This window comes from Nocardia sp. NBC_00565, assembly GCF_036345915.1.
Classification (GTDB): Bacteria; Actinomycetota; Actinomycetes; order Mycobacteriales; family Mycobacteriaceae; genus Nocardia.
This window is the reverse complement of record NZ_CP107785.1, coordinates 490,709-512,379: the sequence shown is the minus strand read 5'-3', so window position 1 is coordinate 512,379 and position 21,671 is coordinate 490,709. Positions and strand designations below refer to the sequence as shown.

The 21,671-nt window shown below is 62.6% G+C and carries 16 protein-coding genes, 1 tRNA gene and 2 pseudogenes; 8 read left to right on the top strand and 11 right to left on the bottom strand.

Annotation, left to right across the window (positions count from 1 at the left end; translation table 11 throughout):
* The first annotated feature begins 193 nt into the window (after positions 1 to 193).
* A complete protein-coding gene (locus OG874_RS02750; RefSeq protein WP_330253548.1) occupies positions 194 to 1,945 on the top strand; it encodes a reverse transcriptase domain-containing protein in 1,752 nt (583 codons plus the stop codon).
* A 1,062-nt stretch (positions 1,946 to 3,007) separates the two neighbouring features.
* Here OG874_RS02750 and OG874_RS02745 read toward each other — a convergent pair.
* From OG874_RS02745 to OG874_RS02735, 3 genes are all read right to left on the bottom strand, one after another.
* On the bottom strand, positions 3,008 to 4,618 hold the full coding sequence (locus OG874_RS02745) for an ISL3 family transposase (RefSeq protein ID WP_330253547.1): 1,611 nt from the start codon (positions 4,616 to 4,618) through the stop codon (positions 3,008 to 3,010).
* Positions 4,619 to 4,979: 361 nt separating this feature from the next.
* On the bottom strand, positions 4,980 to 5,519 hold the full coding sequence (locus tag OG874_RS02740) for a restriction endonuclease (RefSeq protein ID WP_330253546.1): 540 nt from the start codon (positions 5,517 to 5,519) through the stop codon (positions 4,980 to 4,982).
* On the bottom strand, positions 5,512 to 6,225 hold the full coding sequence (locus OG874_RS02735; RefSeq protein ID WP_330253545.1) for a hypothetical protein: 714 nt from the start codon (positions 6,223 to 6,225) through the stop codon (positions 5,512 to 5,514). The genes OG874_RS02740 and OG874_RS02735 overlap by 8 nt, the downstream gene beginning before the upstream one ends.
* A gap of 970 nt (positions 6,226 to 7,195) precedes the next feature.
* Between OG874_RS02735 and OG874_RS02730 the strand changes: the two genes are divergently transcribed.
* Entirely contained in the window at positions 7,196 to 8,815 is a 1,620-nt protein-coding gene (locus OG874_RS02730; protein WP_330253544.1) for a hypothetical protein, read from the top strand.
* 359 nt (positions 8,816 to 9,174) lie between these two features.
* Positions 9,175 to 9,462, top strand: a complete 288-nt coding sequence (locus OG874_RS02725; RefSeq protein WP_330253543.1) for a hypothetical protein — start codon at positions 9,175 to 9,177, stop codon at positions 9,460 to 9,462.
* 300 nt (positions 9,463 to 9,762) lie between these two features.
* Here the strand turns inward: OG874_RS02725 and OG874_RS02720 are convergent, their stop codons facing one another.
* The 3 genes from OG874_RS02720 to OG874_RS02710 form a co-directional block, all read right to left on the bottom strand.
* Positions 9,763 to 10,110 carry an effector-associated constant component EACC1 gene (locus tag OG874_RS02720; RefSeq protein WP_330253542.1) on the bottom strand — a complete coding sequence of 116 codons (348 nt, stop codon included), beginning with the start codon at positions 10,108 to 10,110 and terminating at the stop codon, positions 9,763 to 9,765.
* A gap of 209 nt (positions 10,111 to 10,319) precedes the next feature.
* A complete protein-coding gene (locus OG874_RS02715) occupies positions 10,320 to 11,936 on the bottom strand; it encodes a caspase family protein (RefSeq protein WP_330253541.1) in 1,617 nt (538 codons plus the stop codon).
* Positions 11,937 to 12,302: a hypothetical protein gene (locus OG874_RS02710; protein ID WP_330253540.1), complete on the bottom strand. Its 366-nt coding sequence runs from the start codon at positions 12,300 to 12,302 to the stop codon at positions 11,937 to 11,939.
* 515 nt (positions 12,303 to 12,817) lie between these two features.
* Between OG874_RS02710 and OG874_RS02705 the strand changes: the two are divergent.
* Together OG874_RS02705 and OG874_RS02700 are read left to right on the top strand one after the other, a co-directional pair.
* Positions 12,818 to 13,226 (top strand): annotated as a pseudogene (locus OG874_RS02705) (GNAT family N-acetyltransferase); the annotation flags it as partial.
* Between the two features lie 86 nt (positions 13,227 to 13,312).
* On the top strand, positions 13,313 to 13,627 hold the full coding sequence (locus tag OG874_RS02700; RefSeq protein ID WP_330253539.1) for a hypothetical protein: 315 nt from the start codon (positions 13,313 to 13,315) through the stop codon (positions 13,625 to 13,627).
* 194 nt (positions 13,628 to 13,821) lie between these two features.
* On the opposite strand, the gene OG874_RS02695 is transcribed toward OG874_RS02700, so the two are convergent.
* Together OG874_RS02695 and OG874_RS02690 are read right to left on the bottom strand one after the other, a co-directional pair.
* Positions 13,822 to 15,528, bottom strand: coding sequence for an IS1634 family transposase (locus tag OG874_RS02695; protein WP_330253538.1), 1,707 nt, complete (start codon positions 15,526 to 15,528; stop codon positions 13,822 to 13,824).
* Positions 15,529 to 16,158: 630 nt separating this feature from the next.
* A tRNA-Ile gene (locus OG874_RS02690) sits at positions 16,159 to 16,232 on the bottom strand.
* A gap of 146 nt (positions 16,233 to 16,378) precedes the next feature.
* Between OG874_RS02690 and OG874_RS02685 the strand changes: the two genes are divergently transcribed.
* Positions 16,379 to 16,810 (top strand): nitroreductase family deazaflavin-dependent oxidoreductase, encoded by a 432-nt coding sequence (locus tag OG874_RS02685; protein ID WP_330253537.1) that lies wholly within the window; start codon positions 16,379 to 16,381, stop codon positions 16,808 to 16,810.
* A gap of 2 nt (positions 16,811 to 16,812) precedes the next feature.
* On the opposite strand, the gene OG874_RS02680 is transcribed toward OG874_RS02685, so the two are convergent.
* Entirely contained in the window at positions 16,813 to 16,962 is a 150-nt protein-coding gene (locus tag OG874_RS02680; protein WP_330253536.1) for a hypothetical protein, read from the bottom strand.
* Between the two features lie 67 nt (positions 16,963 to 17,029).
* Complete coding sequence (locus tag OG874_RS02675) at positions 17,030 to 18,028, bottom strand: zinc-binding dehydrogenase (RefSeq protein ID WP_330253535.1); 999 nt, start codon at positions 18,026 to 18,028, stop codon at positions 17,030 to 17,032.
* 933 nt (positions 18,029 to 18,961) lie between these two features.
* On the opposite strand from OG874_RS02675, the pseudogene OG874_RS02670 reads away from it, so the two are divergent.
* Together OG874_RS02670 and OG874_RS02665 are read left to right on the top strand one after the other, a co-directional pair.
* Positions 18,962 to 19,147 (top strand): annotated as a pseudogene (locus OG874_RS02670) (isocitrate/isopropylmalate family dehydrogenase); the annotation flags it as partial.
* Positions 19,148 to 19,413: 266 nt separating this feature from the next.
* A complete protein-coding gene (locus tag OG874_RS02665) occupies positions 19,414 to 19,887 on the top strand; it encodes a hypothetical protein (protein WP_442943488.1) in 474 nt (157 codons plus the stop codon).
* A gap of 6 nt (positions 19,888 to 19,893) precedes the next feature.
* Here OG874_RS02665 and OG874_RS02660 read toward each other — a convergent pair whose 3' ends face one another.
* Positions 19,894 to 21,663 (bottom strand): SDR family oxidoreductase, encoded by a 1,770-nt coding sequence (locus OG874_RS02660; RefSeq protein ID WP_330253533.1) that lies wholly within the window; start codon positions 21,661 to 21,663, stop codon positions 19,894 to 19,896.
* Positions 21,664 to 21,671 lie beyond the last annotated feature (8 nt).

Sequence of the window (21,671 nt, the reverse complement as noted above, 5' to 3'; positions counted from 1 at the left end):
CTCGATACGTACGACGAAGACGAACGCGGGATCGTCTACGGGACGCGAGTCCTAGGGCGACGGAGTCGTCGTAGTAGTCGCCGGAGTCACGCCCGGCCGAGGAGGACGGGAAAACCGTCCACAGGGCGAAGGACGACAGGTGATCGGACACCACAGGAACTGGGAGGTATGCGAAATGTAGAGCGCCGCAACGGTGCTGGGTGTCCTCCGTGATCGCGGCAGCAAGGGGCTGCCGCTAGATGAGTTGTATCGACAGTTGTTCAACCCACAGTTGTATTTGGTGGCCTACGGACGCATCTACGCCAACAAGGGTGCGATGACACCCGGAGCCACCGCAGAAACCGTGGACGGCATGTCGCTGAACCGGATTCACCGCATCATCGACGCGGTGCGCCACGAGCGCTACCGGTTCAGCCCCGCCCGACGGGTCTGGATTCCCAAACGCAATGGGAAACTGCGCCCGCTGGGACTGCCGACCTGGTCGGACAAGGTACTCGGCGAAGTGGTCCGCCTGCTGTTGGAGGCGTATTACGAGCCGCGGTTCTCCGACCGCTCCCACGGGTTCCGTCCTGGCCGAGGCTGCCACACCGCCCTGGGCGAGGTGGACGATACCTGGACCGGGACAACCTGGTTCGTCGAGGGCGATGTCGCCGATTGCTTCGGCAGTCTCGATCACGACGTCATGATCGAGATCCTGGCGGAAAAGATTCACGACAACCGGTTCCTGCGGCTGATGCGCAACATGCTCAACGCCGGATACCTCGAGGATTGGACATGGAATGCCACCGTGTCGGGTGCCCCGCAAGGGGGTGTCGTGTCGCCGATCCTGTGCAATATCTACCTGCACCGGTTGGACACCTACGTTGAGAACACACTCATTCCCGAATATACAAGGGGGACAAGAAGAATCCGTAACGCTGAATACGAGCGGATTCGTCACCGGCTCGCGCGGGCGCGCAGGCGTGGTGACCGGGATATGGTGCGGCAGTGGCGCGCACGGCTGGCTCGCCTGCCCAGCGTCGACTGCCGCGATCCCGGCTACCGTCGCTTGCGCTACATTCGCTATGCCGACGACGTTTTGCTCGGATTCGCCGGGCCGAAAACCGAGGCCGAGGACATCAAACAGCGGCTGACTCGGTTCATGCGCAACGACCTGCGCCTGGACCTGTCACAGGAGAAAACGCTGATCACGCACGCGCGCACCCGCGCGGCACGATTCCTCGGATACGAGATCACCACTCAGACCGGCACCGGCGGCCGCAGAACCGCCGAGGGCGCCATCCGGCTACGGGTGCCGATCCCGGTGATCAAAACCTCGTGCGCGCCATACCTGCGCGGCGGCAAACCCACCGCGCAGCGGACCCTGCAGAACTTCGACGACTACAGCATCGTCGCAGCGTTCGGGGGCATCTATCGGGGCCTGGTCAACTATTACCTACTCGCCGCAGACGTTCACCGTCTCGAACGGCTGCACTGGGTGATCCAGACCTCGCTGTTGAAAACGCTTGCGGGCAAGCATAAATCGTCGGTGACCAAGATGGCGGCCCGACATCGGGCCACCATCACAACACCGCGCGGTCTGCGCACCTGCATGGAAGCAACCCGCCACCGTCCCAACAGCAGCAGGCCCCTGGTCGCACGGTTCGGAGGCATCCCCCTCACCCGGCGCAAGACCGCGATCCTGACCGATCGCGTCCACACCCGGAACCCCTTGACACGCAAGGAGATCATCACCCGGCTCCTGCGCGGAACCTGCGAGCTCTGCGGGCACCACGGCGAAATGCAAGTCCACCACGTCGCGAAACTCGCCGACCTCGCACCCACCGGCCCTGATCAACCGGCATGGGACACGATCATGGCACGAAAGCGACGCAAGACCCTCGTGGTCTGCCCGCCCTGCCACGACACGATCCACCCCGGCCAACCCAGGACCACCACGGAATAGTCACTGGAGAGCCGGATGCCGGGAAACTGGCACGTCCGGTTCGGCGGGAGGCCGCCCGGAAAAGGACCCGCACACTGCAGGCACCTCGCCGGACGGCCTACCCAACCGTTCCCGATAGCACGCCCCAAATGATCTGGTGGACAAGCAGTATGCGGCATGAGGAGTGTGCGCGGACTGCGGCGGCACCGAGGATCGGCTCGTGCGGAACCTCTTCGATCCGGATGTCCTTGGGTGGCCAAGGCTTCGCGACTCATTGCACATCTATGTGCTGCCGGATGCCGACTTCACGTCGTCGATGCGGCCCGCATTCGATGCGATCGAGAGGTTCGAAGGATGCGCCGTAGTGGAACCCCGATGGCTGCACGCAACAATTACCCGGATCCCTTGGTGGCGCAATGAAATTGATCGAACACTGCTCGATCTGTTCGCTGTCGAACTCGGGGAGATCGCCGCTGGTACCGCAAAGTTCGCGATCCCCTGTCCGGCCCGCTCGTTCGCCAGGACAGCGTTGGAATGGTCGGCCCGAACGACTGTCGATGGCAGTCGCTTCTCGACCGTACTCGCGCCGCTGCAGCGCATATCTTTGGGCGGAGCGTCCGCTCCCCGCGGCACCGACGATTCCGCATGTATCCCTGGGCTACGGAATCACGAACTGCGACTCGGCACCACTCGAGCTCGCACTTTCAGGAATAGACACCGCGGCCACACTAGAAGTGACAGCACTGCATTTCGTAGCCGTCCACCAGAGCCCAGTCGAAGGCACGTTTACGTGGGACGCAGTCTCAACGCATGCCCTGGCCGGTCACGATGTCTGATTATGGCAACGTCGTGAGCCGTTCATCCGACAGTCCCCGGCCGGTCATGAGAGCTCGGTATGCGGCAGAAGAGGGCATTCACCGCACGGTAGCCGGGTGCTGGATCGGGTCTGGAGGCGGGTGTGATCGCGATGAGCAAGATGGGACTGCCACGATTAGTCGAACATGACCCTCGAGAGTGACCAGCGACGCCCGACTGTCAATGGCCATTTGTAGGTGGCTCTGGCGCACTTTCGGTGACGGTGCGCTACTCGACCAGGAGTACGCGGCGGCGGAGAAGGTCGAAGTTGGCTCTGCCGAACATTTGCCGCTTCAACATTTTCACACGGTTCACGTTGCCTTCGACAGCGCCGCTGCTCCACTCGAGCATGAGGCCATTACGGACAGCATCATAGTCTTTGAGCAGGCCATCGGCGAAACCGGCGAGCTGTTTGATGTCGCTGGACTTGGCGGCGGTGATCCACATGTCCAGGTGTTTGCCGCCGCGTTCGCGGACCATGCCCGCGAAGTCGGCGACGAGCTGGTTCACCTGCCGCAGCGTGCCGCAACCGGCCAGAATCTGTTGCAGCTGCCGCTTTTCGTCGTCGGACAGCACGGCCGCAGGCCGCATCATCCAGCCTGCGACGTCACGAGGCGTCGGCGCCGCCGGAGTACTCGCTGCTGGTAGTGGCGTTACGATGCGCCAGGTCTGTACCAGCCGCCGCACCGACCGGTGGCTGCCGGTATAGCCACGTTCCCGCAGCTCTTCGAGCATGCGCAGCGCGTTGGTGCACCCCTCGTCCCACCGTTGCCGCAGGTAAGCGGTGTGCTCGTCGAGCGCGCTGCCGCGTTTGGCGGCAGGGGCCAGCAGGTGCTCGACGACGTCGGCCTGGACGTAGCGACGGACGGTCTTGCGGTTCAGCTGCAACCGCTGACTGATCACGGTGATGTTCACACCGCGAGCGAACAACTCGTGAATCTCCGTATAACGCTGCCGGATTGCCTCGTCTCGGGAACCCAGCGCCAGAACTGTAGCTGGTTCCCGTGCAACCGATTCAGGATCACTCTCATGCGTATCATCTTGCTGGACAAGGCATTTACGATGCGCACGCACGACTCGGTCGACCGCTGTGGTGAGGTTGTGCAGCAAATGCCAGCGGTCCGCGACCTGGATCGCGTCGGGAGCGCCGCGGCGGGCGCCATCGGCGTAAGGGCCGCCACGATCGCGACAGACGACCCTGACCTCCGGATGTCCGCGCAGCCAGTCGGCCACCACATCGGAGGTGCGGTCTTCGAGCAGGTCGACTGGTCGCCGGGTGGCCATGTCGACGATGATCGTGCCGTAGATGCGGCCCCGGCGGATGGCGAAGTCGTCGATGCCCACGGCAGGCAGTGCGCCGACCTGCGGTAATGGAATCGCTCGGACCAGCCGCAGCAGCGTGGAACGGGACACCTCGGCGGCGAGGTGGCGGGTCATCCGGTGCCCAGCCCGGCCGCCCAACGCCAGCCCGACCATGGTCAGCAGCGTGGTCAGCATGCTGCTGCGGCGCTGATACCGCCCGGCCAGATCACCGAGCCGCTCCGCGAAAATCACGCGGGCGCACCGCCGGTCCGCGCATCGGAATCGCCTCACCTTCAAGCGGATACGCACTTCACGCCCACTCACGCTGCGATCCGACAGATGCCGGACGTAGCGGCTGTGGACCCGGTCGGAGGCCGTCCCGCACATCGGGCAGACGGCGGTATCCGTGTCGGTGCCGGCATCGAACCAGATCGTCGACCCGCGGGCCTCCACACCATCAACTCGAACCCCGGACAAATGCGGGAACAGCACCCCGCACACCGACGACTCCACCACACTCACAGCCACCAGCAGCATCTACAACGGAACCATCAGCGCCGCAACGCGATTGCTGGACAACTGCACCGAAAGTGCGCCAGAGCCACTTTCTCATGGCCACGGACAAGAGTTGTTGTTTCCGTGGCCCTTCTGCCCAGGGGCAGCAAACGATGGCAGTGTTGGCGCGGAGGCAGGCTGACCGAGCAGGTCGACGTGTACGGTATGGCCGTCGTAGTGACCAGCGGTCGGAGGCGCGGGCTTGCGCGGCGTGCGGTGTCGGGTTCGGGTTCGGGTTCGGGTTCGGGTTCGGGTTCGGGTTCGGGTTGGGGCACCGTGTCTCGTTGTCCTTTCGTCCGGGTCGATCTGTTTGCGTCCAGCTGGGACCGCGGCGCCCGCACAGTCATGCTGTTGTGAATGTGCCTGCCGCGACGAGATCGAGCAGACGGCGGTGCAGGAGGGCGACGACGTCCTTGCTGGAGGTCAACGAGGTCAGGTCATCCGTCGTCAGCAACAGAATTCTCGTCTGCTCAGTCAACGCGAACGCCGCTGAGTGGTAGGCCCGTGTCTGCTCATGTGGGTTACCGGTGACACCGTTGGCCGCAACCAGAACGCCGAGAGAGCATCCGCGGTGACGGATCTTGGTGGCGAATGTGCTTACGGTTGAAGAGTCGACAGGATTGCTCCAATTCTTGCACTCGACGAGGAAAATCTCGGGCAGCAAGCGTAGACCGTCGTCTTCTCGGAAGTTCATGACCGCTATGTCGACCTCTTCCGAGCCGAAGCGGTTCAGGCTGTTGCGCTGCGTCTCGCATCCAGCTATCGACTCGAAGATGTGGACCATGACGTCCTCGTAGGCACGGCCGCGCACGTAGGTTGAGTTCGCAGGGTCGACTGCTTGGCGCATGTAGCTTGAGATCGCCGCGCTGCTCAACTCAGCCACGAGCAAAGCCTCCGTGCACCATGGCATTTCGCATGGAGACGAGCACTTTGCCGATGGGTTGTTCAGCGAGCACGTCGATGAGGTCACCCGCCGACACCACGACGATCCGGGATGCTAGTTCAACGGGTAACGGAATGTCGTATGCCCCTGGGAGGGTCACGTGGTAGATCAGCAGACCGAAGGGTGCTGGTCTTGTCGCGAGTTGGTCGGCGAAGCGGCGAGCGGCCGTGATCAGCCCTTGGCGCGGCGGCGAGTCCCACAGTTTGAGCTGAATAAGTACGGGACCGTCGATCGCGAGTTCGGTGCCCCGGTCCCACAGAGATAGGTCCCATCCGCCTTCAGCGTCCGGAACCGGCCGGGATACTTGGGAACCTGGACTGTCCAGCAGGTTCAGCATGAGATGCTCGAAGGTCCGCGCGCTATGGCCGCGCGGTTCGCGGGCTAGATCCCATAAGCTCGTGCGGGCGACGGCGGCCTCTTCGGGCGTGAGTGCTGGAGATTGCTCGAGCGGCTGGCGCGCGCGGGGAGTTTCACGGCTAATTGATCGCAGAAATTGCTTGAGGTGCAGTTCTAGTGCGCCGCGATTGTCGAGATCGGCGTCGACGCGGGTGAGACCGGCTAGAACAAGTGGGACCTTCCGGGAGGGAGCGACTACCAGGAAGACCGGCACTTCTCGACCGAGCGCGACGCCGATGTCCACGAACACAGCGGCTTCAGCTTCAGCGTCAGCGGGTTCAGCCAGTATCGCGCAGGCGAAATCCGCTGGTGGGGTGAGCTTCTCGGTAAGCCAGTCGATATGCAGGCGATCGATCGCGACGACCTCGACGCATAGTTCCTCCATTACGTTTCGGAGTTGATCGTCAGCAGCATGAGGGTTCGTGATCAGCAGGCATCTCACGGTGGCAACCCTACTGTCAGCGACAAGACGTGCGGGCCGTGGTCGCCCGGCACGGTATGACTTCCTGGCCCTGCCTGTCGAATGATCCGAGGGATGGTATCGCTCGGTCCTGGTGGCATCGACGCACAACTGATGGGGACAGGGCCGAACTTAGGTTGCTTTGTAACGTGGGTGCTGGGCGTCGATGCCGGATCGGTACCCTCTCTCTCCCCTCGGCACGCTGCTGTCATCTCCACGTCGCCCAGGAGGTCGCCGACCCACGACCCACCCCACGACAAGACCCATACCAGGGTCCGCCCGAGCAGCCGAAGATTTGTATGACTACCAGCACGAATGCTACCGATACCACTAGGGTCGGGGAATGTCATTGGTGCGAGGGCGATCCGAGTGGCTCCGACTGTACGACACAAGCCAACTCAGCGACTTACAGCAGATTTTGCTGGAGACTCTTTTGGCGGCGTGTGATCCGCAAACGGTCTTCACCAGACACTCTGCCAGCACACAGACGGTGGTGACCTCGATAGCCCGGGCGCTATCGGCGGTGGAGTCTAGAGCACGAGAGGGCCGAAAGAAGCAACAGCCTTACGCGAAGAATGTTTTTGAACTGGTCGTGGCTGCACGGGAGGTCTGCGAATCATCCAGGTTGGTCTTCGGAGCCGGGATTATCGACGGAGTTGTCGCCACTCTCCGGACAATTGAGACGACGGGCGAGATCGGGTTGACGAGCGCGCAAGACTGCGCGGGGGCGGCAGCAAACTTGGCGAGGTGCGCTAAGGAGGTGAAGGCTGCACTTCTCGATCAGTTCGCGGCCGCGTGGGAGGGGACGAGGACCGGCGAGGTCGCGGAACGGCTGGCGATGGAGGTGGCGGCCTTCTGCACGATGGAAGGCCGCTGGTATCGGATGCTGGTCGAGGGCTTGCAGAAGGCGTTGAGTCGAGGAACTGTGGACTCTGCCGAACTTTCTGAAATTCTGCTACCAGCGGAGCGTGATATCCGAGTGGCGGTAGTTGTCGAGGGCGCGTCCCAACTGGAGTCGGCAACCGGGCTGCTCGGTTCCGCCGCGGCAGCAACGACTATCGCCGCTGACTCACCGGCCATCAGTTGGGGTGTACCGACCACGGAACTGGTGGCGCTGGCTGATCAAGCTGGCCTCATTTCAACCGCGCGCAACCAGTGGTCGTCGTCTGATCACGCGGTCGGCCACGTGCTATTGGTTTTCACAGTCAGAGCTCGCGACTTCGGCGGCGCCGCCCACCTCGGCCGACTTCAGGCATCAGAATTGCTCGATCAATACGTTGCGGGCCAGCGGGTCGCAGAACTGCGATTGCGTCCCGAAACTCTTGTCAGCGACCCACGCACGGGGCGATATCGGCGGTTCTCCATGCCCGCATTGGGGTCGGCACCAGCAGATCCATTGACCACCAATTGGCCGTCTGCGCTTCGCGAATGCCTGCGTACTGCGCATATCGCCCGCGTCATCGAAGCCCCCATGACGGCCGCAGGTTTGAGCTGGGTCGCTCTGGAGGCTTTGGAGGTGAAATCTGAGCGCGCCAGTGTCAATAGCCTTGCTCGTGCGCTCAGTCTTCAAGCTCTTCGTCAGCAACTCACGGATCTACACCATCAAGTGCGGACCTCTGTGCTAGCCGCAGTCCGCGCGCGGACCGACGCCGTCCGTGCGGCGGAGAGCAGGGTCCGCAGCCTCGAGACCTCCTTCATCCAAAGCCAACACTCAGCAGTCAAGGAACAAGCCGAGAAAGCGCACGCGGCCGCTCTCCATCGATACACTGCGCTGGAGCAGGCAAAAGCAGTTGACGCTCACCGTGTTTCGATCGACGCTTGGACCCGCGTCGGATCTGACGGAACACTGCACCACATCGACCGCTGGCTCGACGTATTCGCAGCCGACACCGACGCGGAACCAGTGCTGCGCGCTGCCGCAGATGCCCTGAGCGCTATAGCCGAATACCTGACGGGCGAAGTTGGTTTTCGGTTGCAAGCCTGGCGTACTTTGCTGTCCACGCCCCCAGCGCTCGCCACTTGGATCGATGAGACAGCAACAGATTTCGAGGTCAACCTCGAATGGCTCTATACGCTGCGGAACACGGCGCTCCACGATGGCCGATTCGCGTCATCGACCGACACATTGGATGCTCACACCGGACGTGCTCTCGTAGATCTCACCCTGGAGTTTCTGGGTAATTGGTACACCCACGTGGCACGCTCCACTCCAGAGTTGACGCGCTGGAATGCGATTCAGGTAATCGAACATCTCGGGAAACGGCAAGAGTCTGTGCTGGCGGAGTTGCGCCGCGGAACTCGGTCTCGGTTGAACGTAACCCGTTTGACCAGTCCCACCTCAACCGGATGGGACCGTGTACCACCATCGGGCTCCGCCTGATGTAGAGAGAGGGAGTGTCCTACCAATTGAACGAGTACGCCATGTTGGTGGCGGTCGAGGACTCGAACCTCGATTTCTCCCTGGCGGACCAGCGCGATCATGAATCGCCACACCTTGCGTGCTCAAGTCCTATGCCCATCATAGGACATGAACCACGATTGACGTGGAGCGACGCGGGATGAACACCTTCCATCGCGCGCCGTAACGGCCTGTTCGCGCGGTACGGTCTTCAACGTGAACCGCTACCCTGACCGAGGACTGTGCCCGCACTCGGTGATTTCAGGCGTGCTTGGTTCCGCTATCGACGGCAGTTCGTTTCAGACTGGACGTTCGAGCGTAGGTGCTGCCGGGGAGGGTTCGTGTGGATCATGCAGTCGTCCGTGAAAGGGATCGGGGTGTGGTATGTCGTCTTCCCAGAAGCCATACCGATCAGCGAGGATTTGCATGATCGCGGCCTGGTTCGGAGTGCTCTGACGTACGGTCAAACCCCAGCGGGGGAGGCTGGACATCGCGACCAGTTGAATGCTTTTGTCCATGGCATCTCGGGTGGTCTCTGCCACCCCAACAACGTCCGCACCGCGATCGGCGAAGCCCGCAACCGCGTGGGCCTGCCCCGTCCTGCCGATGAACCCGCACACCTACCGTAAAAACCGTGGGCACCAAGATCGGCCACAAGGACATCGAGAAAGCCGCTTCACAAGCCAGCAGCGCCACAACCCTGAGGCACTACATCTAGCCCACCCACGGAGGCCCCGACGCATGCGAGGACCTGGAGGACTTCGCCGAGGTCCAATGAAATTGGGAGTAAGTTGGGACCTGGGCCGGAAACAGGCTCAGGCCTCGACCTCGTGCCAGCGGATTTGCCATACATTGTGCCTGGTTTGCTATCGCATCCCGATACCACCGCAGCTAATTGCCGGAGTCCTGGCAGTATTGGGAAGACCGCCTCAATCATCCAGCGCTTTGAGAAGCAGCTCAGTCACCTCTTTCGCAGGCAGATCACGACCGGTGATCTTGACCGACTTGCCCTTACCGCGCTCGATTTCGATATCAACTCGTGGTTTTCGGTGCGTAATCCATACCCCCACTGTCGTAGCCAGAACGGTACCGGCTCCACCGGCCCCGAATGCGACGATCAGCACGTCTGACCATCCGCTCCCCATCTCACCCGGCTGTACGGGCTGCTGCTCGACAGTTATACGTCCACGAAACTCGTCCTCACGCTCTAGCCAAGACATCAAGTCACGCAGTTCTCTTCCCGAATCGTCTCCGATCAGCCGAATCCGAGCTGTCATCGCGTGCTCCTACTCATCCCAATGAACCTCGATCTGTATAGACGCCATCCTCCAACGGACGTCATCACACGTCGTTTTCAGCCTCGGACTCTAACGGGTGCCATGGCATTTCCGGTGGCCACAGATAGCATACAAGCAGCGTCCGGCCCTGCGCGATATATGCTATGCCCAATTCAAGCCCATCTCGTCATGGCAGTATCTCCACCGGCCTAGGAAAACCATCGACGGCCGAGTAGCCCTGCGAGAACGATCAATATGATTGTTCCACTCAGCGACTCCATTCCGAGCAGAAGTTGAGCTACACCGCCAACGTCCGAAGTGTCGCTCGGATCAAGAGGGCTGAGGTAATTAGTGAAGGCCATGCTGGCAACAGTCGAAATCGGGAGTTCGGACGCTGCATATATGCAAATGGTGAATATGCAATATTGGAGAAACATCCAAGTAAAGAGCCTAAAGGGCCTGTATCCGTATCCGCACAACATATCGGCTAAATAACCGGCCAAACGCCTCTGTGGCGGTCTCGACATTGTAATTGCTCGCGCCTTCCAAAGTTTACACCGCTCCTCCGAGTTGCGATCTTCCGCCTTTCGGTGAATATCCGCGGCGCTACCCCAGGCTTGCGCCGCATGACGAGGCAGCGAAAGCGCCTGGAAAGGCAACGCGATCGCCTCATAGATTTCAGCCAACTTGTAGCTCTGGATTCGCGAGAGGCGGGACTGACCACCATTCTCTATTTCAGCCGCTATAAGTGCAGATACGCACATGTGCAATGATTCGCGACTCGATGTACCGCCTTCCCAGCGCTTCTCCAACGTGTTGCTATAGATATGAGAGAAGGTCAGGGTGTTCAAACGTCGCGCCTTCGGTGGTTCGTAGTCATCAACCAACTCATCGACGATGATGGCCAGATTGTCCAATGCCGAGTGCTCGTCAAGATTGCGCATCCCACGCGAAAGCTCGTTCTGCAGATATTCAACATGTCGAGCAGCTGAACGCTCGATCCTGAATGTCATGGAGGCAATAATCGGGGACAATGAATCATACTCATCTGCCACCGGATCGCTGTCACGGTGATGATTCGCCCCAAAGCCTCTATTTCGGGCCAAGGCAAGTTGTGCAACGGTATGAGTGTTGCGCTGTTCGGGCCTTGGATAATTCCGCGCGGGCAGAACTTGGACAAGGTGCTCGTGGATCGCTGATAGCGTAAGCAGCTCCGGCGCCGCGTTAGAGCCGGTTCTCAGAAAATCTAAGAACTCTCCCGTGTAAGCAGTATTGCGTTCGCCGAGAGGTGCGATCGCAGACCGATTTGCCGCAGACGACGCGAGTGTACATGTCCCCGATATCTCGACCTGTTCCAGAGCGATCGAGCCAGAGTCTCCCATCGCATCAATAGCAAGGCCCGAAAAACAGCAATCAAGTATCAGTATACGATTTGCGGCACGAGCCGTAGCCATGGTTTTCTTTAGCCAGTTGAACGGCAATGCGGATAAAGTCACGAGTTGTCGATCGGTATCTGTTTGCGGTAGCGACAGATACAGATCTCCATCTTGTCCGATTAGCCCATGGCCGGAGTAGTATACGAGCATCAGATCCTCGGCATCGTTGGCCAAGCTTTGCAGGTACTTTCCCAGGACATGCGGACTGGACTCGTCCAAGACGGCCGTACAGAACTCGGCGGGCAGATTAAAACTTGCCTCGCTGGTAAATAGTTTTGCGAGATCAGAAATGTTGTTTGCGACCGACGGAAGTTCCGGGAGAGTTCGGTCCGAGAACTTACTAGCCCCTATTAGCAGGACTCTGGATCTGGAAGGATCTGGAAGGCGCAATCAATCCTCCATAACGCGTTGAAGCACCGTCTCGATGCTTTTTGCCGTTGCCGTAAACGCCTTTACATTGCGAAGGTCCAGAATAGAGTCCTTCGCAAAGCGGTCATCAGGATTCGAGTTCCCTGTGTTTACAGAACGTCGACGGTAGCGTGCATACATGGCAAGGAATACCGTCAGTACCTCTACTGCCTGGTTGGCTTCCGAGATCGCCACCTCACCGAACGCGCCCATCTCCGCCAGCGCCAGCCGTGACTGCCGAATCTCGGCCCATCCGCTGAGCACGGGCTTTGGTGCAAACCAGGCTTCTGGATCATGCAAAACGTTGACAACGTCATTCCCGACTCGCCGAATCTCAACTACAGACATCTGAGTCCCTTTGGGCACGTACGAATCAGCACTCTCTCACACAGTATCTTGAATCCCCTCGCTATGTCCCAAGAAGACGCTGCCCGGTTGCCCACCCGTAACGGCATCACGAACATCGTCTACCTGAAGCTCGGCACCGGCGCGCGCATCAGTGAAGTCGTTGTGCTCCAATGGAAACACCTCGATCTGCAATCCCCCGTCCCCACCCTGTTGACCGAGGCCACCGCCGCGTGCGGGCGACGGCCGGCTCGCTTATGCCCAGCCGCACCCCAAAGGCGGTCCCCCAAGCACGGCGACAACCGACGCCGCCCCAGTTGCTATCTGACGCCCTGCGCACGATCCACGAGTTGCGCCCCCGGTCCCGAGGGCCAGATCTCTTCCTCTCACGGGCCGGGCGGCGATCACCAAGGCGAGGAATGCGGGGCAGCGGGCGATGGCGGTGTGGTCGTTGTGGAAGTCGCTGACCGGTTCCGGTGGCGACGGGCAGTCCCCGCGTAACCCGAACCAGTGCGCGGATCGCGACCGGCAACGCCACCTTCGCCACCGAGGTCCCCGACCGCGAAACCCTCGACAGCCGACGGCTTTCCGGTCATCGTTCGTTCGACGAGATCGACGGTGTCATCGTGGGCTGGGCAACCCTGAGCCCAGCAGGCGGCCCTGATGCCTTCGAGGGGGTTGGCGAGAACTCGGTGTACGTCGCTGAGAACATGCGCGGGCCCGGAGTCGGGAAAGCATTGATGCACAAACAGGTCGCTGCCGCCGACGACGCGGGACTGTGGACGTTGCAGACCTCAATCTTTCCCGAGAACCGCGCCAGGATCGCCCTGCACCACTCCGCCGGATACCCGCACTGTCGGCGTTCGCGAACGCATTGCCCGACACCACGGGACTTGGCGCGACACCGTCCTGCTCGATCGCCGCACCCGGCGCGCTTGCCGCTATGGACCGAACGCGGTGGGCTGCCAGCGATTTCGATGTCACCGTTATGGATCCGACTTTCCTGGGGGCATATGGACGGTGGCGACGCAGACCTGAACGTTGCGGCCGTCGACGGTGTAGTCGAAGATCGGCCACCCACTCGGACCTGGCGATTCCCCAACGAATCCTGGAACCGTACGCAGCGCCGCAAGGCGTTCTCGGACAGCGTCATCGAACTTCTTCTGCTTGACGAACAGCAGCAGAACCGCAGCGGTGTCGTGGGTGTTCAGGTAGCTGAACAGCTGCGGATCGAGAGCGCGCATTACTGTGCCGTCATCTTTGGCGATCTTCGCCTCGCAGATGAACACTTTTCCGGGCCGAGCCCGGCGTCGAGAGTATTGGCGTAGATGAAGATGTCGGACTTCCCTGTGCGGGAGTAGACCTCGCGTTGGGCTCCAGGCAGTGACGCATTCAATGCTGCGGTCAGCCCGGGGTTCCGCAGAATTCCGAGGGTCTGGAGTCACGATTTTGGCTCTGACCTGGGCTGACATGGAGAATCGCGCCTGGAGAGCGTGTCTCTAGGCGTGGGTATCGGCGCTGGTCAGGGTGTTGGGGTGAGGTCGACGATCTGCTTGGGAGTGGGGGTGCCGAGGCGTGAGAGGAGGTCGCGTTGCGGCTTGGATATTTCGGTGAGGCGGCGGAAGAGCCCTGCCGGGCCGGTGAAGGTGCCGACGTGGAGGCGGTCGAGTTCGCGGCGAATGGTGGGCCAGGTTGTGCCGGTGCGGGTTTCGGCGATGCGGACCAGCAGTAATGCCAGCCAGCAGAGCAGGACGTGGGCGCGGATGCGTTCTTCGAGCCGGTGGTAGACCGGCCGCAGGTCCAGCACCGATTTCATGTCACGCCAGCCTCGTTCCACCTCGAGAAGCTGCTTGTAGCCGACCGCGATGTCCTCGCTCGACAGCTTCGGATCCGACGAGCGGAGTAGGTATTTTCCGTCGAAGTTGGCTTCGGCCTTGATTTTCGCCGCATCGACGCGCAACTTGCCGCCAGCGGTGACGCGCAGGAACCGGTTCAACCCGGGCTTGCCGGCGATCTTGCCGCGCAGCTCACCGCGCTTGAACTCGCTCAACGCATCCGAGCCGTCGATCATCTCGCGCAGCGCCGCGACGAGCTGTTCGCGGGTGGCCTGATCGCGGTCGGCGGCTTCGGGGTTGAAACAGATCACGAATCGCTCCGTCTCGCTGACGTGGACCTCCTTGACCCGCATGTTGCCGGCGATGTCGAGATAACGGCCTTGCCGCGACATCGCCGCCTTCACTTCCGGCGACCCGGAGCGCAGTTTCTCCCCGATGATGTAGTGGTGGTCGCCTTGACGCAGGTAGCGGCGGTTCTCCGCCGAGGAGAAGCCGCGATCAGTCACCCAGATGATCTTCGATAGCGTCCAATCCCGTATATCGTCTTTCACCTGCCGGATCAGCACCTGATCGGAGGCGTTACCCGGCCAGCACCAGCACCGCACCGGAATCCCGTCGCGGGTCACCGCCATCCCGATCACGATCTGCGGCAAGTCGTCTCGCGAATCCTTGGACTTGCCCCACGTCCGGAACCCGGCCGCGTCTTCACCGGCCTCGCTGTCGGGGTTCGGGCGGCCCTTCGCGTCGCGGGCGATCGGCTCATCAGCACCTTCGACCTCGAAATACGTTGAGGTGGTGTCGAAGAACAACAGATCCACTTCCAGGTTCAACAAGGTCGCGACCCGGTCGAACACCTGGCGCTCGAGCTCGTCTTTGCATTCGTGCAGCCAGTCCATCGCCCGATAACAGGCGTCGTCGCTGACTTCGGGCAGGCGATCGATGTGCACGTCGTGGCAGATCCATTCCGCGGCGGCCAGTTTCGACGACGGAGCCAGCGCCCGGTTGGCCACCAGTGCGAACAACACCCGCTCGATGCCCGAAACATCGCGGTGCCGACCACGTTTCGGTTGCCCCAGCCCGGCGACGATGGCATCTATGCCCAGCCACCGCCATAGATGATCGAGCACATACGCCCCACCGAACGGCCTGGAGGAGCAGAACGCCAACCCCTCCCCGGCCGCGCTTGCCGCCAGCGCGTCGGCCGGATCCAGCAGCCTCGACAGCGACGCCACCAGGCGTTTCACCGCGTCACGGTCGAGGTCGTCCTCGCGGCCGAAGGTGAACAGCACCTTCGGCACCGCCCTACCCTTGACCGGATCCCACACGTTGTGCGCCAGATGCAGATACCTGACCACGCCAGACTTGTTGTCCCGCTTGGTCGTCTTCACGTACACAACCCCAGACGATACGACAAACCAGCAGACCAGCATACTGAAATCCGAAAATCGCGTCTCTAGGCGATTTCAGCCCGCAGCACCCGTTCCGCACCCAGCGACCTGCAGATTCACACCGTCAACACCCTCCAGAACCCCCGAATTCTGCGGAACGCGGGCCAAAAGGCGGCCCCAACGGCAAGCGACGACTATTCCTGCACAACTGGACCGTACTGAAGCTGGCCGCGCGGCGTGCCCTCGTGGCGCACGACCCGGAGGACTTGGTCTTCCCATCGGCGCGCGGCACCCTGCGAGATCCGCGCAACGCGCGCAAGCAACTCAAGCGGATCCTCACAAGGCTCGGATTCACCGAAATCCCGCAGAACCCCCACACCGCCCGCAAGACCGTCGCACACAGCTGGCCGAAGACGCCGACGGCGGCCAGTCCGACATCTCCATCGCCGCAGCTCAGCTTGGCAACACCGAGGCAATCACGCGCCGCCACTACATCCAGCGAACTCACGTCGGTCCTGACGCTCGCGAGCGCTTCGACGCCTTCGCCCTCACCGACGAAAATGAAGAATAAATAGAGAGTTGGCCCCAAATAGGCACGCTTCCACACTCCACCTGGCTCGCTGACCAGGAGGTTTGTGGGGCGGGCGGGGCTCGAACCCGCGACCAATGGATTATGAGTCCACGGCTCTAACCGACTGAGCTACCGCCCCTTGTGTCGGATACCGACAGCGTTGGGGATGCTACCGGGTGGGGTGGGGTGGGCACCAGTTGGATGGTGCGGCGAGGCGCGGGGCTGGGGGGTGGTGGGTGGTTAGGGTGGGGGTGTAACCGCTGGGACCAGGTTGGAGGGTGGGCTGTGGTGAGTGTGTTCGGGAATGTGCTGAAGGTGCATCAGTGGGTTTATGAGAACAGTGGTGGGGTGGTGGGGCATCGGCTGTTGTTCGGGAATCCGACGTTGTTGTTGCGGACGGTGGGGCGCAAGTCGGGGCAGGCGCGTACTTCGGCGCTGACCTATGGGCGGGATGGGGTGGATTATTTGGTGACCGCGTCGAATGGGGGGTCGCCGCGGCCACCGGGGTGGTTGGCGAATGTGAAGGCGAAGCCGGAGTGTGAGATTCAGGTCGGGCGGCGCAGGATGGCGGTGGTGGCGCGGGCCACCTTGCCCGACGATCCGGATTATGCGCGGCGGTGGGCGATCGTCGACAAGGTGAATCAGGGGCGCTACAGCGCGTATCAGAAGTTGACCAAGCGGCCCATCGCGGTGGTGGTGCTGACTCCGGCCGGCTGAGTTCAGTCGGTTTCCCAGCCGTCGTAGTCGTCATCGACTTCGTCACGGTCCCAACGGGACTCGCTCTTCGGCGGCCTGCTGGCCCACTGCACGATGAACGAGGCAAGACCGAGCACGGCGAGAATAGCGACAACGATTATCAGTGTTTCCACGCGGGCACCCTAGCGCCGAACCAGGGTGCCCGCAGTCTAGGTGAGACAAGTTGTCACGGAAGGGCGTTCAGACCGTAAGAAGTGTGCGTCCGACGGCCTTTCGCGACTCGATCGCAGTGTGCGCGCGGTCGGCCTGTTCGAGCGGGAAGGATTGGCCGATAACGACTTCCAGCCGCCCGGCGACAACTTCGGCCTGTGCGTGGGCGGCCAGCGCGAGCCAATCGATTTCGTCTGCTCCGGTCAGGTCGAACAGGCCTAGTACGGTAATCCCTCGCGCTGCCACCGCTTCCCGATCGAAGTCGGCGAATTCTCCTGCGGCAGCGCCATATCCGATGAACCGCCCGCCGTCCGCCGCGGCTTCGATCGCGCCGGCGCCCAATGCGCCACCCGCGCCGTCCAATACGACGTTCGCGCCCACACCGTCGGTCGCGGCGTGCGCCTTGGCCGACCAGTCGGGTTCGGAGTAGTCGACGACGGCGTTCGCGCCGAGTCGCGACGCGAGTTCCAGTTTGGCGTCGCCCCGCGCCGCGGCCACCACATGCGCCCCGGCCGCGCGGGCGAGTTGGATCAGCAGGGTGCCCAAGCCGCCGCCCGCCGCGGTGATCAGCACCCACTCACCGGGCCGAATCGCCGCCCGGTCGAAGACGGCGAGCGCGGTCTTGCCGTCGTGGGCGAGCGCCACCGCTTCCGGCAGGCTCAGCTCCTCGGGCACGGCGACCAGGGTCTCCGCCTTGGCGAGTGCCCGCTCGGCGTAGCCGCCGATCGGCTGCCCGCCGCCGATGCCGCTGGCGGCGGTATCGGTGACAACCCGCTTGCCGACCCAGCTCGGGTCGACGTCCGGCCCGACCGTGGCGACCACTCCGGCGACCGCGCCGCCCGGCACATAAGGCGGTTCGAGCTTGAAAAACTCGGTGCCCCAACCGCTTCGCAGCTGGACATCCAAGAACATCACATCCGCGGCCGCGACATCTACGACGACCTGTCCCGGCCCGGCGACCGGCTCGGGCACCTCACGCACCGAAAGAACCTCGGGCCTACCGAACTCCGTAGCGTGCACTGCGCGCATGACAACCTCCAACATTCCTGGCTCGATCTGACTTGGACCAGCCTGGAACCTGAAGCAGTGTTGAGGTCAAGTCGAACGGGCCGATTACGCCGAGCGCGGAATATGCCGACCGGGGAATGGAATTGACCCGCGGTGACAACACTTCCGGTTCATGCGGCGCGGTCGCGGTCAGGAACCTCCCCCACCACAGCTACTTCCGCCACCACCACAACTGCTTCCGCCACCGCCACAGCTGCCCCCGCTGCCACTATCCCCGCTTCCCGAGTCGCCCGAATCACCGGCCGACCACGGCGAACTGTCTCCCCCGACCCAGCCGAGTCCGCGGGGCGGCCGAATCGGCCATCGGGCAAGCAGCGCCACGAAGCCTGCAATACCGCCCATGATCACGACCGTAATCAAGAAAACCAGCAACAGCGCCATTCTCAGGAACCTCCCCCTCCGCAACTACTCCCGCCACCGCCGCAACTGCTGCTCCCTCCGCTACAGCTACTGCCGCCGCTACAACTGCTACCACCGCCACAACTGCTGCCGCCGTCGTGTCCATGCCCATGACCGTGTCCGTGGCCATGACCCCCGCCACTGCCCGGGTCATAACCCGCCCCCGCCTCGAACCCAGACGCTCCAAGAACCCAAGGCGAGCTGTCACTCCCACCCTGCCCCGCATACCCACGCCGCCCCGGCGGTAAAGGCCTCCTCGTCGCCCGCACAACCAGCACCACGATCAGCGCCGCGACACCACCGCCGATCACGAAAATAGCCAGCAGTACAACGAGGAAGACCATCATTCCGAAATGGTAACGCCGTCATAGCCACCATCGTCGGGTCTCGCGTAACGCCGCCCGCCGCGCCTGCACTAGTTTCGGATATCGCCGCGACATCCGGAATATGGGACCGCAGAACAACCAGATCACCGCAATAACCGTCGGAAAGTCCAAGCAGTACGGCATGGTCCTGTGGGACGAGGCCTTCGAACGCGTCGCCGCGAACTACCCGGATGTCGCGACCGAGAGTGTCGTGGTCGACGCGATGAGCGCGAAATTCATCGTGCATCCCGAAGAACTGTCGGTCGTGGTCACCTCGACCCTCAACGCCGATAACCGCTCCGACCTCGGCTCCGCACAACACAAGGAACACCACGACCAACACAACCGCTACGTAGAAGTTCTGCGGCACAAACACAACGAATGCGAGATACAGCAAGCCGACCACGGATCAGACGACAGCGACATGCCAGAGTTTCGAGAACATCGGGACTCCCCCGAGTCCAGTCGGCGGCAGTATCTGGCCCCCGTGTCGACCGCTGCCGATGACCGCGCCCGGACACTAGATATTCCGCCGTACAGTGAATCGTGGCGCTTTTACGTCCTGGAACCCGTCCCCGCCGTATCGACCTCCATGCTGTCGACAAAGCGGTGGCTGCGCTCGAATTCCCCGATGCAGTCTTCAAGACCAGTCCGTGGCAGCCGCGTGAACTGGTGGAGACCGGTTTACGGCAATGGTTGCGCTGCTGTGGCGCCGCGATGCGCGACGGTCAGGTGATCGGCATGCCGTCACACGCGGTCGATGAGGCGTGGCACGGATTCATCCTGTGCACGCAGATGTATGCCGCATTCTGCGCCGCCGCATACGGCCGGTTCCTCCATCACTATCCGGAAGGCGTTGCGATGCAGGGGAAGTCGCACGGATCGATGGCCGAGCAGCTCGGCCGCACCGTGGTCGCCTGGTCGATGGTCGCCGAGCCCGGCGAAACCTGCGTGCTGTGGGATCTCGATACCAAGGTCGGCGTCGAGCACGCGTGGGGCATCGACGCCGGTCGAGTCGCGGCCATCGAAGCCGAACTCGACCGGACGCCTTCCTGATTCGGATCAGGTGAGCTTGACCCGCGCTGCGAAGAACCGCACCACCGCCGGGGCGAACTTGTTGAACTGGTACTGCAGCCGTGCCTCCGGGGTGACCGGCACGATACTGCGATCGCGTTCGACCGCACGCACGATCTGCGCCGCCACCTTCTCCGGCCCGTAGCGCCGCGCCCGGTAGAGCTTGTCGTACTGCTCCTGCTTGCGCTGCTCCTCCGCCGCACTCACACCCGAGAATCGTGTGGTGGCAACGATATTGGTGTGCACGATGCCGGGGCAGATGGTGTGCACCGAGATCCCGCGACCGGCCAATTCCGCACGCAGGCAGTCGGAGAACATGAATACCGCCGACTTGCTGGTGGAGTAGGCGCTGAAGCCCTGCTGCGGGCTGTAGGCGGCCATGCTGGACAGGTTGACGATATGCCCGCCGAGTCCGCGCTCGGTCATCGCGGAACCGAAGGCGCGGCACCCGTTGACCACACCGCCGAGATTGATCCGCATGACCCGATCGAATTCCGCCGACGGCGTCTCGAAGAATCCACCGGCCTGACCGATTCCGGCATTGTTGATCAGGATGTCGGGCACACCATGCGCGGCGAGGACCTCGGCCGCGTGCGCTTGCACGTCATCCTCGGCAGCGACGTCGAGCTGATAGGAATGCGCCACACCGTCTTCGGCGGCGATCAGCTCCGCCGTTTCCTTGGCCGCGTCCAGATTGATATCTGACAGCACGATTTCGGCGCCGAGCCGTGCGAAGGCCAGCGCCGTCTCGCGGCCGATGCCACTGCCGCCGCCGGTGATCACGACCAGCTGATCCTCGAATGGCTTTCGACTGCGGCCGATTTCGGCGCGGCGCAGACCGCGCGGCACCGCACCGCCGTTGACCGCGTCGATGAGTTCGGTGGTCGCGGTGGCGAGCAATTCGGGATGGGAGAACGGCATCCAGTGTCCGGCGGGCACATCGCGACGCCACAGCCGCGACACCCACTTGCGCTCATCGTCGTACCCCGCGGGCCGCACCGCGACATCGCGGCCGGCCACGATCAACTGCACGGGCACTTCGGTGCGACGCTCGCGCGGGGCCAGCAACCGGGGCAAAATATTGGCCCGGTAGATGAGCAGACCCTCGACCGCGTCGCGACGGAAGGTCGGTCCGAGCGTGATATTCGACGGCGCGGTGTCGTTCATGATCGATACGATGCGCTGCCAGCGCTTTTCCTCGGCGACCACCCGGAAGACCTGATCGAGCCCGGGGGTCATCGAGAAGATGGTGTATCCAGAGGACAGGGCCTGCGTGAGCGGCTGCCACAGATTGCGCGGTGTCGGCCGAGATAGCCTGGCGCGCAACCACTTCGCGAGATGGTCGAGGTTCGGTCCGGAGACCGATGTGAACGACGCGACCCGAGTCGCGGCCTGCGGTTCGCACACCGCCTCCCACACCTGCACCGAACCCCAGTCGTGGGCGAGCACGTGCACCGGCCGGTCCGGGCTGACCGCGGCGGCGACGGCGAAGAAGTCGCGGGCCAGCTCGTCGAGGCGGAAGTCCTTGGCGCGCTTGGTGCGAGTGGACTCCCCGTGACCGCGCGTGTCATAGGTGACGACGTGGAAGCGCCCCTCCAGCAGCGGCACCACCGCGTCCCAGAGGTGATGGGTGTCGGGCCAGCCGTGCACCAGCACAATGGTTTCCGCGCTCGGGTCGCCGTATTCGAAGACGGCGATATCGAATTCGCCGCTGCGCACCGTCCGCCGCGTCGCGGCCGAGTCCAGGTCGGTCGTCATGTCTCCTC

Bases quoted from the DNA above. Each gene is read 5' to 3' on its own strand.
- OG874_RS02700 (WP_330253539.1), top strand. From the start codon at position 13,313: ATGGACGGTGGCGACGCAGACCTGAACGTTGCGGCCGTCGACGGTGTA.
- OG874_RS02710 (WP_330253540.1), bottom strand. From the start codon at position 12,302: ATGTCTGTAGTTGAGATTCGGCGAGTCGGGAATGACGTTGTCAACGTT.
- OG874_RS02745 (WP_330253547.1), bottom strand. From the start codon at position 4,618: ATGCTGCTGGTGGCTGTGAGTGTGGTGGAGTCGTCGGTGTGCGGGGTG.
- OG874_RS02720 (WP_330253542.1), bottom strand. From the start codon at position 10,110: ATGACAGCTCGGATTCGGCTGATCGGAGACGATTCGGGAAGAGAACTG.
- OG874_RS02660 (WP_330253533.1), bottom strand. From the start codon at position 21,663: ATGACGACCGACCTGGACTCGGCCGCGACGCGGCGGACGGTGCGCAGC.
- OG874_RS02675 (WP_330253535.1), bottom strand. From the start codon at position 18,028: ATGCGCGCAGTGCACGCTACGGAGTTCGGTAGGCCCGAGGTTCTTTCG.